Genomic DNA, 15,190 nt, shown 5'->3' on the forward strand with positions numbered 1-15,190 from the left:
CGGTCGCACAGCGGAGACCGGTTGCCCCGTGGGGTTCTACGATCGGGGTGTGGGCAACCGGGGCATCTACGTCGAGACGATCATCGACGCGGACGTCGAACGGGTCTGGGCTGCGACGCAGGATCCGCGGCAGCACGTGCGGTGGGACGTCCGGTTCTCGGAGATCGTCCCCGAACCGGCCGACACCGACGGAGCCGCCCGCTTCACCTACGTCCGGCGGTCAGCCGTGCACGACGTCCACGGCACCGGTGTGAGCATCGGCGAGCGACGCCGGTCGGACGGCACACGGACGTCGGCACTGCGCTTCTCCACCCGGGACCCCCTGTCGCCGATCCGGCACGGCCGCGGGTACTGGAAGTACGTCCCGACCGACGACGGCCGCACCCGGTTCATCACGGGGTACGACTACGACGCCGGGTGGGGTGTGCTCGACCTCGTCGTCCGGCCGCTGCTCGGGTGGGCGACGGCGTGGAGCTTCGACCGGCTCCGCGTCTGGCTCGAGGGCGGTGGTGATCCGGAGGGCTGGCCGCTCACGAGTGTGCTGCAGGTGTGGCGCCGGGACCGGCCACGGGCCTCCCGGTCGTCCCGCGCACCTCGTGGCGGCACCCGACGGGGCGACCACCTGCACGATGCGCCGGCGACGCTGGCCGCCCTGCCCGACCCGGGGGAGCACCGATGAGTTCCGTGTTCGAGGAGGCGCTCGGCGCCGACTTCCAGCGGTTGCACCCGATGATGCAACGGCGGTTCGGCGTCGGCCTCGACGCTGCCGAAGCGTGCATCGGGCGCGGGGTGATGACGTCGATCCGCCGCGGTCCGTGGTGGACCGTGCCGTTCCTGCAGATCGGACGGCTCCGGAACATCCTGGTCCCCGACGTCGGCGACGACGTGCCGTTCACGATCGAGAACTACCCGTACCGGGATGCGCACGGCCGCGAGACCGTGACCTTCGTGCGCACCTACACGACCCGGCCTGGTCGCACCGCGCGTTTCGACGCCACCATGGTCCTCGCCGACGGACGGGTGCTGGACTACCTCGGTTCGCACCAGCACCTCGCGGTGGACCTCGACCTCGAGGTCGACGACCGGGGCGGGCTGGTGCTCACCTCGGACGCCCAGCGCTTCTACGAGGGGCCGATCGCCTTCCGGTTCCCGATGCTCTGCAGCGGCCGGGCCACGCTGCACGAGTACTGGTCCGACGAGGACGAGTCGTTCCACGTCGACCTCGAGGTGCACAACGCGCTGTTCGGGTTCCTGTTCGGCTACCGCGGGACCTTCACGTGCGAGTGGGTCCCGGCGACCGACGCCCCCGAGCGGTTGAAGCCCCGGCGGACCGAACTCAGGACCTGAGCCAGGACGGGTCGGCGAACAGGTCCTCGAGCTCGCCCAGCAGCCGGGTCGTGTGGAAGCCGTTCGCTGGGCCTGGCTGATCTGCAGGCTCCACCCTCGTGCGGGATCGCTTCCCTACGGTGGAGCCATGCCGACGCTCGAACGTGTTCCCGCCCTGGTCGCCACCGGATTCCTGGCCATCCCCGTCGCCGAAGCCCTCGTCGCGCTGCCGAGCGAGGTCGTCATGAAGATCGAGGGCGCACCGATCGACGCCGACTTGGCCGATACCGCGGCGTTCTCGGAGGCCTACGGCTACCCGCTGGCCGGGGGCGCGAACTGCATCGTCGTCGCAGGGAAGCGCGGCGACGAGGTCCGCTACGCCGCCTGTGTGGTCCTGGCATCGACGAAGCTCGACCTGAACCGCGTCGTGAAGCAGCTGCTCGACGTCCGCAAGGCGAGCTTCGCGCCGATGGACGAGGCGGTCGAGTTGACCGGCATGGAGTACGGCGGCATCACCCCGATCGGGCTGCCGTCGTCGTGGCCGCTCTACATCGACGCGCGCGTCCTCGATGCGCCCGAGGTCGTCATCGGCGCCGGGCGTCGTGCCGCGAAACTGTTCCTGCCCGGCGCCGCCCTCACTGCGCTGCCGAACGTCACCGTGGTGGAGGGCCTGGCCACCGAACCGGTCAGTCCGACGGACGGATGAGGCAGAACGGGTGCCCCGCGGGATCGAGGTAGACGCGGAACGTCTCCGTGCCCGACCCGGTAGCCGTCGCACCGATCGCGAGCACCGCGGCCTCGCCGTCGTCGAGGTCGTCGACCTTCACGTCGAGGTGACTCTGCTGCGGGACCGTCTGACCGGGCCACTCGGGCGCCCGGTAGTCGTCGACCTGCTGGAAGGCCAGGATCGGACGGTGGTCGGTGAAGGGGAGGGCGATCTCCGCCCAGTCCTCGTCGTCGCCGACGATCTCCCCGCCGAGCATCTCGGCGTAGAAGCGGGCGAGGGCGCGGGTGTCCGAGCAGTCGAGGACGACGACGTCGAGTGTGCCGATCATGGCCGAAACGGTAGCCCCATCAGCGTGCGGCGGTCAGGGCCTTCGTGATCCGCTGCAACGAGACGGTCTCGGCGGTCCCGAGTTCTTGCGCGAACAGGCTGAGTCGGAACTCCTCGAGCATCCACCGGGCATGCACGAGCTCGGGGTGCGCGCCGACGGCGGGCGGGAAGGTGCCGCCGGCGTCGGTGTAGCGGTCGGTCGCCACGGTGACCTCGCGCATCCAGGTCGCGTCGCGCCCGGGGTTCTGCAGCAGCTTCTGCACACGGGCCTCGATGCCCTGCAGGTACACGCGGACACGGCGCAGGCGGTCGAGCCCCGCCACGGCGACGAACCCGGGGAACACCAGGCGCTCCATCTGCTGCCGCATGTCGCTGAGCGCGGCGAGCAGCGACACCGAGTTCGCCTGCTTGAGCGCCCGTTCGGCTGAGCGCTGCGCCGCGAGGACGGCCGCGACCTCGGACACCGCGGTGAACATGGTGTCGACGACGGTGGAGGACACGGCATCGCGGACCGACTCGAACTCGGCCTTCGTGAAGACCAGGCCGTCCGGGTGCGCGCGGCGGATGCCGGCGTCGACGACGGCCGCCAGGACGTCGTCGAACAGTGCGGCGGTCGACGGGTAGGGGCTGGCGGCGAGCGCGAGCTTCTCCTTGGCGGTCAGGTGCGACTGGATGTACGACACCGGCGAGGGCACCGCGTGCATCACCAGGCGACGGACCCCGGCGGGCATCGTCACGATCCGGTCGGACGGGGTCGCGAGGAGCTGCACCCCGACGGTGGCCTTCGGACCGGTGCCCTCTTCCACCAGGGACGGGTAGGCGCGGATGACGCCGCCCGCCTGCTTGGTGTCGAGGGTCTGCGGCAGGTCCTGGTCGGGCCAGGCGGTGAGTCCGGACTGTTCCAGCGGGCGACCGGCGCCGGCGGATGCGACGCGAGCCGCGCCTCCTGTCCGTCCCGCGCCCTTCGCCGTGGCGGAGGCGACGCTCTGCTGGGTCCGGTCCTTGAGCTTGGTCTGCAGGGCCGACAGGTCCTTGCCGGTCTCGACGCGGCGACCCCGCTCGTCGACCACGGCCCACGTCGGCAGCAGGTGTGCCGGGACGCGGGACAGGTCGAAGTCGGACTCGGAGACCGGCACGTAGGTCATGCGCTGGATCGCCTTGGCGAGCGTGGCGCGGAACGACTCCGTCGGCTCGGTGGGGGCGTCGTCGGGCAGCTCGGCGACGATCTTCTCAGCCCAGTCGGCAGCCGGCACGACGTTCTTGCGGATCTGCTTCGGCAGCGACTTGATGAGCGCCGTGACGAGTTCCTTGCGGAGGCCCCGGACCTGCCAGTCGAAGCCCTCTTCGCGCATCCGGGGCAAGAGCGCGAGGGGGACCTGCACACTGACGCCGTCGTCCTGGGCGCCGGGCTCGAAGCGGTACTGGATGGCGAGGCGCTGGTCACCGCTCCGCCACTGGGTCGGGTACTCGACGTCGTCCTCGGCGGCCTCGGCCGCTGACTCGTCGAGCAGGTCGGACCGGCGCATCGTGAGCAGGTCCGGCTGCTCGCGGCGGGTCGTCCGCCACCACCCCTCGAAGTCTCGGGTGGTGGCGACGTCGGCCGGGATGCGGGCGTCGTAGAACTCGTAGACGTTCTCGTCGTCGAGCAGGATGTCGCGGCGCCGAGTGCGCTCCTCGAGCTGCTCGAGTTCCTTGCGGAGCTTCCGGTTGGCACGGTCGAAGGCCTGTTGTGAGTCCCACTCGCCCTCGACCAGGGCGTGCCGGATGAAGAGCTCGCGGGAGTGCTCCGGGGCGATCCGCGAGTACTGCACGCGACGTCGCTGCACGATCGGGACGCCGAACAGGGTCACCCGCTCGTACGCGACGACGGCGCCCTGCTTCTTCTCCCAGTGCGGTTCGCCGTAGGTGCGCTTGAGCAGGTCGCCGGCGAGCGGCTCCACCCAGGCGGGGTCGATCCGGCCGACGGTCCGGGCGAACAGCCGGCTCGTCTCGACGAGCTCGGCGGCCATCACGGCGTCGGGCTGCTTCTTCGCCAGGACACTGCCCGGGAACACCACGAACCGGGTGTTCCGCGAGCCGAGGTAGTCGCGCTTCTCGCGGTCGCGCAGCCCGATCTGGCTGAGGAGTCCGGAGAGCAGCGCACGGTGCACGGCGTCGCCGTCGTCGGAGCGGGCCTGCCCCACCCGCACGTCGACCTGCTTGGCGGCGCGGGAGAGCTGCCGGTACAGGTCCTGCCACTCGCGGATGCGCAGGTAGTTCAGGAACTCGGCCTTGCACAACCGTCGGAACGCGCTCGACGACAGGTCCTCCTGCTGCTCCTCGATGTGGTTCCAGAGGTTCAGCAGGGTGAGGAAGTCGCTGGTCGGGTCGGCGAACCGGGCGTGCAGCTGGTCGGCGTGCGCACGCTTCTCGAGCGGGCGTTCGCGGGGGTCCTGGATGCTCAAGGCGCTGACGATGGCGATGACCTCGCGCCCGACGCCCTGCCGCCCGGCCTCGAGCACCATGCGACCGAGGCGGGGGTCGATCGGCAGCCGGGTGAGCTGTCGCCCGGACTTCGTGATGCGACCGTCCTTGTCGACGGCTCGGAGTTCGCGCAGCAGGTCGAGGCCGTCCTTCACGCCTCGGCTGTCCGGCGGCTGCAGGAACGGGAACGACTCGATGTCACCGAACCCGAGCGAGATCATCTGCAGGATCACCGCGGCGAGGTTCGTGCGGAGGATCTCGGGGTCGGTGTACTCGGGGCGTCGGCCGAAGTCGTCCTCCGAGTAGAGCCGGATCGCGATGCCGGCACTCGTGCGGCCCGCTCGACCGGAGCGCTGGCTGGCGCTGGCCTGCGAGATCGCCTCGATCGGCAGGCGCTGCACCTTGGCACGTGGGGAGTACCGGGAGATGCGCGCCGTACCCGTGTCGATGACGTACTTGATGCCGGGCACCGTCAGCGAGGTCTCGGCGACGTTCGTCGCGAGGACCACGCGGCGACGGATGCCGGGGGTGTTCCGGCGCTCGAACACCCGGTGCTGGTCGGCGGCGGACAACCGTCCGTACAGCGGCAGGACCTCGGTGCCCTGGTAGCGCTTGCCCTCGATCGCGTCCTGCGCGTCGCGGATCTCGTTCTCACCGGACAGGAACACGAGGACGTCGCCCGGGTCCTCCTGTGCCAGCTCGTCGAGAGCGTCGGTGATGCCCTGCAGGGTGTCGCGGTCGTCGGCCGCGTTGCCGCTGTCCCCGGTGCGCGAGTCCGACTCGTCGTCGGCGTCGTCGTCCTGGTCTTCGGCGACCAGCGGGCGGTACCGGATCTCGACCGGGTAGGTGCGGCCGGACACCTCGATGATCGGGGCGTCGTCGAAGTGCTTGGAGAACGACTCGGGGTCGATCGTCGCACTCGTGATGATGAGCTTGAGGTCCGGCCTGCGGGGGAGCAGCCGCTTCAGGTAGCCGAGCAGGAAGTCGATCGTCAGGGACCGCTCGTGCGCCTCGTCGATGATGATCGTGTCGTACCGCTTCAGGTCGCGGTCGAAGTGGATCTCGTTCAGCAGGATGCCGTCGGTCATCAGCTTCACGCGGGTCTCGGAGCTCACCTTGTCGGTGAAGCGGACCTGGTAGCCGACGAGTCCGCCGAGCTCCCCGCCGCCCAGTTCTTCCGCCACACGTTCGGCGATGGTCCGCGCCGCGATCCGGCGGGGCTGGGTGTGCCCGATGTGCTCACGACCGAGCTCGAGGCAGATCTTCGGCAGCTGCGTCGTCTTGCCCGAGCCGGTGGCCCCGGCGACGATGACCACCTGGTTGTCACGGATGGCAGCCGCGATGTCGTCCCGCCGCTGCGAGACCGGCAGTTCGGGCGGGTACGTGATGACGGGCAGCGGGGAAGACATGAGCATTCCAGCTTACAGGCGTGGCGGACCGGAACGTCGTCAGGCGATCTGCTGGGAGAGGACGTCCACCGACCGGGACGGCAGCGCGCAGACCCGGTCGTGGCAGACGTACGCGGCAGGGTCGAGGGAATCCCGCCCCTCGAGCAGCGAGAACCCTTCCGCGGCCCAGTCGCGAGCCTGTTCCGGGGTCGCGGCGACGACGACCGTGCCGGGGCGCCGACCCCGGAACGCCACGGCCCGCATCGGGTCGTCGACGTCGCTCGTGACGACGACCACCTCGCGTGAGGGTCGTTGCAGGGCGAGGGCGACGCCCAGGGCATCCGCATGGCCGAGGGGACGCTCGGTCCCGGTGCGGGCTCGGTCGGCGACGAGTCGCGCCGCGGCGCCTCGCAGCGCGTCGTCACCCGTCAGCGCCGCCAGCGTCGCGGCCGCCGCCGCCAGGGCCACGGTGCCGGACCGCATCGCGGTCTGCGGCTGTTCCCCCGTGGCCGTGCCCGCGGCGGCGAGCACCGGGTCGACGTCGAAGCGCTCGGCCAGGCCGTCGTCGACCAGCGAGCGTGCGACGGTCGCGTAGGAGACCTCGCCCGTCACCAGGGCCAGTTCGAGCAGCCCTTCGGCGAGCAGTCCGACGTCCTCGACGGTGGCCGGTGCAGAGGAGACCCCGCGCGGTGTGCTGGACCGCACCGTCACGTGGCCGTCCTGCACGTGCGCGGCGAGGACCGCGTCGGCCGCTCCCCGCGCGAGCGCGACGAGTTCCGGGTCGCCGTGCCGTGCGCCGGCGATCGCGAGCCCCCGGATCGCCAGGCCGTTCCAGCCCGTGAGGACCTGGTCGTCCAGCGGTGGCGGGTCGAGCTGGGCCCGCTCGGCGACCGGTCGCCGGTACCACTCGCCCTCGACCCGACGGCCGTCGATGGTCGACTCGCTGTCCTGCGCGGCGACGAACGCCCCGTCGGTACGGCGCAGGGTGTCCCGGAGGAAGTCGGCGATGCCGCGGGCCTGCTCGGCACCCGCGACCGCGAGCAGCCCCGCGTTGTCGTAGAGCATCCGTTCGTAGTGCGGCACGCTCCAGTCACGCTTGGTGGCGTACCGGAAGACGCCGCCGTCGGCGTCGGTCAGCTCGGACGCGCGGATCGCGTGCAACGACCGGTCGAGCAGCCCGTCGGCCTCGGCGTCGCCGTCGGCCGCCGCGTCTGCGAGGAACTCGAGCAACGGTGTGCTCGGGAACTTCGGCGCGCCGCCGAAACCCCCGTAGGTGGTGTCCTCTGCCCCGGACAGCTGGTCCGTGACGGCCCGGATGGCCTCGACGGACGGGAGGCCCGGGTCGGCTCCGGCACCGCCCTCGCCCGAGCGGGTGGCTGCGTCCGCCACGGCGCCCTGCCGGATCGCCGTCGCGATGGCCGAGGCGTTCGCGTCGACCTCGTGCCGACGCTCGGTCCAGGCGTCGAGCACCGCGGCCAGGATCTGCCGGAACGCCGGGACCTGCCCGACCGGAGTGGGTGGAAAGTACGTCCCCGCGAAGAACACGTGGCCGTCCGGGGTCAGGAACGTCGTCAGCGGCCAGCCGAGCTGTTGCGTGAACGCACTCGCCGAGGCCATCAGGCTCGCGTCGATGTCCGGCCGTTCTTCGCGGTCGACCTTCACCGACACGAAGTCCCGCCGGAGCAGATCGCCGATCTCCGGGTCGGCGAAGCTCTCGCGCGCCATGACGTGGCACCAGTGGCACGTGGCGTACCCGACGGACACGAGGACCGGGACCCCGCGCTCGCGCGCCTCGGCGAACGCGTCGGGACCCCACTCGCGCCAGTCGACGGGGTTGTCGGCGTGCAGACGCAGGTACGGGCTGACCGAGGTGCCGAGGCGGTTGTCGTTCATGGCTCCAGCGTGCCCGCCCGAGACTGGGCGGACCACCGCCCGGGGACTTCTGTGGACGGGACGGCCGCTCTGCACAGGCCGAGCGGGGAGATCAGCGCTCGAGCCACCCCGTGATCGACGCGAGCCGTGCGGCCACCTGGGCGGGGCTCTGGCCGTCGGTGTCCACCCGGGTGACCGTGTCCGCGGTGGCCGAGTCGAGCCTCCCGGCCGTCCGCGTGCCGTGCGCGAGCTGCGCCTGCGGGACCGCACCACGCGCTCGTCGTGCGAGCCGGTCGGCAGTCGTGTCGTCGGATGCGCGGAGCAGGACGACGCGCACCAGCGGATCGTCGCCCATCGCTGCAGCGAGGCGCTCGTGCTCGAGCACGGACACGGTGTTCGTGTAGACGAGCCGGTGGTGACCGATCGCCCGGTAGCCAGCCCAGATCGTGGCCAGGTTCCGCTCGGCCAGGTGCACCTCGGGGTGTTCGACGTGCGGTGCCGGGTGCGCGAGGTCGAGCACGTCGCCCTCGATCACCGCGTGCCGGACGTCCGCCGCGACGAGCAGGTCGTGCAGTGCCTCGGCCGCCGTGGACTTGCCCACGCCGGAACGTCCGCCGATGAACAGGACCTCGGACCGGAGCACCGTGTCAGCCCAGGTTGAGGGAGAGGAGCGCGAGTGCGGCGTCCTCGGGGCCGTAGTCGAACATGTGGTCCCAGAACGGGTCGTCGGCCCACGGGACGTCGCCGTCGGCGGGCGTCGCGTGCGCGGTCTCGACCAGCCAAGCCAGCTCCGGGGCGACGGCGGTCCGGAACTCCGGCGGTTCCCAGCCCAGGGCACGTGCCGCCGTGGTGTCGAGGACGAACGGCGACGGCGACGACCAGGGCGTGCCGCCGACGAAGGCGGGCGCGTCCTCGTCGAGCAGGACCTCGTCGAACCGGTGGTCCAGGTGCCCGGCGATCGTGCGGACGATCTCGAGCACGGTCGGTGCAGAGGCGTCCGCGACGTTGAGGATCCGGCGGTCCGGTGCGTCCGCCACGAGTCGGACGAGCGAACCGATGCCGCTCGCCGCCGTCGTGTGGTCGATGCCGCGGCCGTGGTCGGCGAGCAGGATGCGCTCCCGGCCGTCGAGCACACGGCGGACGACGAACCACTCCCGCGGGCGGCCGATGCCGACGCCGTACACCTTCGACGGGCGGAGCACCGTGACCGGGGCACCGTGGTCGAGCAGGACCTGCTCGGCCGCCACCTTCGCGGCGCCGTACCCGTCACGACTCGTCGGGTCACCGTCCCCGGCGGTGACCGTGGGCTGGATCTCGGTGACCGCGCCGCCGAACACCGGCTTGTCGAGCGAGTTCGCGTGCCGGCCCTGCTCGTCGGCGTAGACGGCCTTGGACGAGACGAAGACCGTCGAGCCGACGTCCTCGAGGAACGGCAGGAGCTGCTGGGCGTCGTCACGCGTCACACCGACGGTGTCGACGAGCAGGTCGGCTCCGGGGCGCAGCAGGTCACGCAGGACGGAGCGGTCGCGGCGGTCGCCGGACGTGAACGTGGCGCCGGAGGCCGTCAGTGCATCCGCGGCGGGGCTACCTCGGCGTGCGAGGACGTCGACCTGCCACTCGTCGCCGCCCCGGCCCGAGGCGTCGAGGAGTTCACGAGCGACGGCGGAGCCGATCCCGCCGGTGCCGCCGAGGATGACCGCGCGTCTGGTGCTCATGGTGCAACGGTAGTGCGGCTCGACTGCCGGTCCTTGCTCGGCCGGCCGTGCCGTCAGGAGGCGAGTTGCTCGTGCTGCCACCAGTCGGCCAGCGAGCCGTCGTAGACCTTCACCCGGTCGTGCCCGAGCACCGTCAGCGCGAGGGCGTCGACGCACGCGGCGCTGCCCACGCCGCAGTACGTCACGATCTCGTCGGCACCGATCACGGCTGCGAAGGCCTTCTCGAGTTCGGCGCCACGCAGGTACGCGTTCGTCTCAGGGTTGACCAGGGTGTCCGCGGTGATCGGGGTGCTGCCCGGGACGATCGGCGGGTGGTCGTCACCGAGGGCGGCCCAGGGCGCGGCGAACACCAGGGAGGCCGGCTCTTCGCCCGAGACAGCACGGTTGACGCGGTCGTGGTCGGCCCAGAGTGCGCGCTCTTCACCGGCGAGGAACGCACCGGCGTCGGGGTCGGTCGGCCCGGCGGGCGTACGGAGTGCGCCGACCCGCACCGGACGGCCCTCGTCCCGCCACTTCGGGAAGCCGCCGTCGAGCACCGCGACCGAGTCGAAGCCGAACGAGCGGAAGATCCACCACAGCCGTGCCGACCACTCGCCGACGCTGTCGTCGTAGACCACGACCGTCGACGTGTTCGTCACGCCGAGCTGAGCCGCGGCGACCTCGAAGCGCTCGGCGCCGGGGCGGCTGAACGGGACGTCGGCGTCCGGCGCGGAGAAGTCGTCGATCAGGTCGGCGAAGCGGGCGCCGGGGACGTGGCCGCGCTGCTCGTGGGCATCCCGTCCGGGAAGCCAGGTGGTCTCGAACCCGACCCCGACCGTGTGCACCGAGGCGTCGAGCACGACGAGCTCGTCAGCACCGAGGTGGTCTGCGAGCCACTGCGTCGACACGAGTGGTGAGGTCAGGACGGGGGCCATGCGGGCCACCATAATCTGCACCCCTGACGTGGGCCAGTGTCTTGGACACACGGCGCAACCGGGGGTGCGGGCGGGGTGCGTGCGGGATGCGCTGCCGACGTGGAACGACGGTGTCGTCGTCGTACGACATCGACTCCGTCGTACCCGCGCGCGTGCAACAGGCGGCGCGTGCACGGAGCGACGATGTCGCCGTCGTACGACGACGACGATGTCGTTCGGCGTCAGTCCCCGCCGCGGCGCACTGACACTGGCGCTGCGCTTCGGCGGGGATGCTCCCGGTCGTGGCGGATCCGGCGCGGGCGAGCCGCTCGACCCGCACCGACTGCCGGTTGATGAGCAGGCCTCCGGCGAGGGCGACGAGCACGAGCACCCCGGCCGAGATGCCGAACGCCGCGTGGTACCCGTCGAGCGTCGCCTGGGCCTGCTGCAGCTTCGTCGGGGCGGCGGACAGCCCGGACAGGCTGTTCGCCACGACGTCGGCGAAGATCGTCGACAGCAGCGCCGTGCCGATCGAGCCGCCGATCTGCTGCATGGTGTTGACCGTCGCCGATGCCACACCGGCGTCGGCGCGGGCGACCCCGGTCGTCGCGGTGTTCATGGCCGACGAGAAGATCGTGCCCATGCCGAGCCCGATCACGATCAGTGCCGGCATGACGGTGCCCGCGTACGAGCTGTCGAGATCGGTGCGCAGGAGCAGCAGCAGCCCCGTCGCGGCGACCAGGCCACCGGCGAAGATGAGCACCTTCGGCCCGACGCGCGGCAGCAGGCGACCGCCGATCTGCGTCGCCGAGATCATGATCGACACCGGCATCGGCAGGAACGCGAGCCCGGTCTGCAGCGAGCTGAACCCGAGGGTCTGCTCGAGGTAGTAGGTCAGGAACAGGAAGATCCCGAACATGCCGATCGCGACCAGGCCGATCGCGATGAACGAACCGCCGCGGTCACGGTCGAGCACGACGCGCAACGGCAGCAGCGGGTGTGCGACGCGGGTCTCGATGAACACGAAGGCGGCGATCAGGACGACACCTCCGGCGAGCATCGCGATGGTGACCGGGGAGTCCCAGCCGTTGGTCTCGGCGTTCGAGAACCCGTAGACGACGCCGACCAGGCCGAGCGTGATGGTGATGACCCCGAGGACGTCGATGCGCGGACGCTCGACCTTCGGCGGCTTCTCCATGAAGACGAGGGCGCCGATCACGCCGAGCACGGCGAAGACGACGTTGACGTAGAGGCACCAGCGCCACGACGCGTACTCGGTCAGCACGCCGCCGAGGAGTAGGCCGATGGCGGCACCCGAGCCGGCGATGGACCCGAAGATGCCGAAGGCGCGACCGCGCTCCTTCGGGTCGCGGAACGTCGTGGTCAGCATGCCGAGGGCGGACGGCGCGAGGAGCGCACCGAAGACGCCCTGCAGCGCGCGGGCCGCGACGAGGAGGCCGAACGAGTCAGCGAGGCCGCCGAGCACCGATGCGACGGCGAAGCCGACGAGTCCGATGATGAAGGTGTTCTTGCGCCCGAACAGGTCGCCGAGGCGCCCACCGAGCAGCAGCAGTGAACCGAACGCCAGCGAGTACGCGGTGACGATCCACTGCCGCTGGTCGGTGCCGAAGTCCAGGTCGGCCTGGGCCGAGGGCAGGGCGATGTTCACGATGGTCGCGTCGAGCACGACCATCAGCTGGGCGAGGGCGATGACCGCCAGGGCGATCCAGCGGCGGTTGCTCTTGGCGGGGGTGGCGCCCGGAGTCGTGGGTGCTGCCCCGGTGGGGGTCGGCACGGTGTGTTCTGCCGTCACGGCAGCCTCCTCGGAGATGGTTGGAGGGGAGAAGGAGCGCGCGCCGTCGGGCACTCCGGAGAGCGGAACCGGATGCAGGGCATCCGTTTGTCGTCAGTGTAGACCGAAACGGAAGGAGGGCATCCACTTGTTCCCAGAAAGTGCAACTACGGTCGGAACGTGAGCACCACCGAGTCCGCATCCGACCTCGAGCGACCGCTGCGCGCCGACGCCGCACGCAACCGCGAGTTGATCCTGCAGACGGCACGCAAGTGCTTCGCGGAGCGCGGGCTCTCGGTCACGCTGAACGACATCGCACACGAAGCCGGCGTGGGCGTCGGCACCGTCTACCGCCGGTTCGCCGACAAGGACTCCCTGATCGAGGCGCTGCTCGCCACCAAGTTCGAGGCGATGAACGACGCCGCGTCACGAGCAGCCGACGTGTCCGATCCGCGCGAGGCGCTCCGGGTCTACCTGATGGGCGTCTTCGAGTTCCGCGCCCGTGACCGCGCGCTCGCCGACGCCATCGTCCGTGCCGGGAAGGCACGTCCGTCGATCGTGCAGGAACGCGATCGACTCGAACGCCAGGTCGCCGCCATCATCGGCCGCGCCGAGACCGCCGGCGTCGTCCGCGCCGGGTTCGACTCCCGCGACCTGCCGATGCTCACCGCGATGGTCGGTGCGGTCGCCGACGCCACCCGCGAGCACGACCCCAATGCCTGGCGCCGCTACGCGGAACTCCTGGTCCAGGGCGTCCTGCCGGGCACCGACGACACCGCGCCGATGCTCGGCGCCCCGCTCGACCGTGAGTCGATCGAGCGCGCGCTGCACGCGCAGTCCTGACCACTGACTCACGGGAGGCCCGTGGCGGCGCCGCCACGGGCCTCCCGTCCGGCGGTGGTCGTCACCAGAGCGCCCAGCGCGACGGCCGTGACCGGCCGACCTGCCAGACCGGCTACAGCCAGCTGGGGACCCAGTAGTGCGACCGGACGAAGTCCCACGGCACCTGCATCGCCGTCCACATCGGGTACCAGTAGACCGACGCGAGCACGACGACGCCCAGGTACACGGCGACCCAGAGGATCGCCCGCGACCTGCGCGAGCGTTCGTCGCTCCGTGACCCGAGCACCAACCCGATCGCCGCCGCCAGCGCCATCACCATGAAGGGCTCGAAGGCGATCGTGTAGAACTGGAACACCGTCCGGTCGACGTACATCAGCCAGGGCAGGTAGCCCGCGGCGACGCCGAGCAGGACGAAGCCGTACTCCCACCGCCGTCGCAGGATCCAGAGCACGAGCAGGGCCACCGTCGCGATGACCGAGGCGTACCAGATGAACGGGTTCGCGATGCCGGTGATCGCCTCGCCGCACCGGTTCGCCCAGCAGCCGTCCTGACCGGCGTCCGTGCCGACGTAGAACATCGACGTGGGCCGCTGCATCACGAGCCAGAGCAGCGGGTTCGCCTGGTACGAGTGCGGTGTCTGCAGCCCGATGTTGAAGTTGTAGATCTCCGACTGGTAGTGCCACCAGTTCTGCAGGCTGTCCGGCACCCAGGCCAGCACGCCCGTCCACCGATCGCCGCCCGAGGCCAGCCAGTTGCGGTCCCAGCCGTCCTTCGACACGAACCAGCCGGTCCACGACGCGACGTAGGTCACCGCGGCGATCGGCACGGTCAGCAGGAACGACACCGGTGCCTGCTGCAGCAGCGCGCTCGACGACCAGAACTCGACCCCGTCGCGGCGTCGCATCATCATGTCGCTCAGCACGGAGTACACGGCGAAGAACGCCAGGAAGTACAGCCCCGACCACTTCGTCGCGGTCGCGAGCCCCAGGGCCAGCCCCATCGCGAACAGCCACGGCCGCCACCAGAGGACCGGGCCCCACAGGGTCGGCCGCCCTTCGGCTGCCCGCGACGCGACCCACTCGTCGAGCCGCCGCTGACTGTGCCGCCGGTCGAGCAGCAGCGCCCCGAACCCCAGGACCACGAAGAAGGTCAGGATGCCGTCGAGCAGTGTCACCCGCGACATCACGATGGCCTGCCCGTCGATCGCGAGCAGGAAGCCGGCGAGCGTGCCGATCATGGTCGAGCGGAACAGCGAGCGGGCGATCACGGCGGTGAGGAACACCGTCGCGATGCCGAGCACCGCCACGGTGAAGCGCCAGCCGAACGCGTTGTCCGCGCCGAACAGCAGCATGCCGAGGCCGATCAGGTACTTGCCGAGCGGCGGGTGCGCGATGAACTCCGCGGCGCTCGTGAAGATGTCCGTCTCGCCGCGCACGAACCGGTCGTCGGTCGTCGGGGCGGTGTCGCCGCTCGGGTTCGCGGGCCAGGTGCCCTCGTACCCGAGGTGCACGATCGACCAGCCGTCCTTGACGTAGTACGTCTCGTCGAACACCAGCGAGTGCGGGGTGCCGAGGTTCACCAGTCGCAGCACTGCGGCGAGCAGCGTCACCGCGAGGGGCCCCGTCCACCGCCACACGGCGACCCGCCGGGACGTCGACAACACGCGCCCCCACCAGTCGTCGAGGCGCGAGCCGACCGGCCCGCCGGGCACGGCCGTGCTGTCGTCGGTCAGCTCGCTGGTCATCGCTGAGCATCCTACGGATCGACCGCAGGTCCCCGCTGCGTCGGGGCTGCTCGCGTCGCGCGGCCGCGTCGGGCGACGCCGCTGTCGCCGCGCCGGGCCT

At 71.2% G+C, this 15,190-nt stretch carries 12 protein-coding genes; 4 read left to right on the top strand and 8 right to left on the bottom strand.

Features of this window, described 5'->3' with window-relative positions; translation table 11 throughout:
• The first annotated feature begins 49 nt into the window (after positions 1-49).
• The 3 genes from KK087_RS00785 (at position 50) to KK087_RS00795 (ending at position 2,032) form a co-directional block, all read left to right on the top strand.
• The gene (locus tag KK087_RS00785) at positions 50-679 is read left to right on the top strand and encodes an SRPBCC family protein (protein ID WP_250896671.1); all 630 of its coding nucleotides are present in this window, start codon (positions 50-52) and stop codon (positions 677-679) included.
• The gene (locus KK087_RS00790; protein WP_214563880.1) at positions 676-1,347 is read left to right on the top strand and encodes a DUF4166 domain-containing protein; all 672 of its coding nucleotides are present in this window, start codon (positions 676-678) and stop codon (positions 1,345-1,347) included. Before KK087_RS00785 ends, KK087_RS00790 begins: the two co-directional genes overlap by 4 nt.
• Positions 1,348-1,474: 127 nt before the next feature.
• Positions 1,475-2,032 (top strand): YbaK/EbsC family protein, encoded by a 558-nt coding sequence (locus KK087_RS00795; RefSeq protein ID WP_214563881.1) that lies wholly within the window; start codon positions 1,475-1,477, stop codon positions 2,030-2,032.
• Here the strand turns inward: KK087_RS00795 and KK087_RS00800 are convergent.
• The 7 genes from KK087_RS00800 to KK087_RS00830 form a co-directional block, all read right to left on the bottom strand.
• On the bottom strand, positions 2,013-2,381 hold the full coding sequence (locus tag KK087_RS00800) for a VOC family protein (RefSeq protein ID WP_214563882.1): 369 nt from the start codon (positions 2,379-2,381) through the stop codon (positions 2,013-2,015). The two genes, KK087_RS00795 and KK087_RS00800, sit on opposite strands and share 20 nt — an antisense overlap.
• 19 nt (positions 2,382-2,400) lie before the next feature.
• Positions 2,401-6,252 carry an ATP-dependent RNA helicase HrpA gene (gene hrpA, locus KK087_RS00805; protein WP_214563883.1) on the bottom strand — a complete coding sequence of 1,284 codons (3,852 nt, stop codon included), beginning with the start codon at positions 6,250-6,252 and terminating at the stop codon, positions 2,401-2,403.
• A 39-nt stretch (positions 6,253-6,291) separates the two neighbouring features.
• Positions 6,292-8,124: a thioredoxin domain-containing protein gene (locus KK087_RS00810; RefSeq protein WP_214563884.1), complete on the bottom strand. Its 1,833-nt coding sequence runs from the start codon at positions 8,122-8,124 to the stop codon at positions 6,292-6,294.
• 91 nt (positions 8,125-8,215) lie between these two features.
• Positions 8,216-8,746 (bottom strand): AAA family ATPase, encoded by a 531-nt coding sequence (locus tag KK087_RS00815; protein WP_214563885.1) that lies wholly within the window; start codon positions 8,744-8,746, stop codon positions 8,216-8,218.
• Between the two features lie 4 nt (positions 8,747-8,750).
• Positions 8,751-9,818, bottom strand: coding sequence for an NAD-dependent epimerase/dehydratase family protein (locus tag KK087_RS00820; RefSeq protein ID WP_214563886.1), 1,068 nt, complete (start codon positions 9,816-9,818; stop codon positions 8,751-8,753).
• Between the two features lie 53 nt (positions 9,819-9,871).
• Positions 9,872-10,732 (bottom strand): sulfurtransferase, encoded by an 861-nt coding sequence (locus KK087_RS00825; RefSeq protein WP_214563887.1) that lies wholly within the window; start codon positions 10,730-10,732, stop codon positions 9,872-9,874.
• Positions 10,668-12,524, bottom strand: coding sequence for an MFS transporter (locus KK087_RS00830; protein ID WP_307859903.1), 1,857 nt, complete (start codon positions 12,522-12,524; stop codon positions 10,668-10,670). The genes KK087_RS00825 and KK087_RS00830 overlap by 65 nt, the downstream gene beginning before the upstream one ends.
• A 159-nt stretch (positions 12,525-12,683) precedes the next feature.
• Between KK087_RS00830 and KK087_RS00835 the strand changes: the two genes are divergently transcribed.
• A complete protein-coding gene (locus tag KK087_RS00835; protein WP_214531618.1) occupies positions 12,684-13,346 on the top strand; it encodes a TetR/AcrR family transcriptional regulator in 663 nt (220 codons plus the stop codon).
• Positions 13,347-13,458: 112 nt separating this feature from the next.
• On the opposite strand, the gene KK087_RS00840 is transcribed toward KK087_RS00835, so the two are convergent.
• Positions 13,459-15,090, bottom strand: coding sequence for a dolichyl-phosphate-mannose--protein mannosyltransferase (locus KK087_RS00840; protein WP_214563888.1), 1,632 nt, complete (start codon positions 15,088-15,090; stop codon positions 13,459-13,461).
• Positions 15,091-15,190 lie beyond the last annotated feature (100 nt).

Source organism: Curtobacterium aurantiacum, from assembly GCF_018598555.1.
GTDB classification, from domain to species: Bacteria; Actinomycetota; Actinomycetes; order Actinomycetales; family Microbacteriaceae; genus Curtobacterium; species Curtobacterium aurantiacum.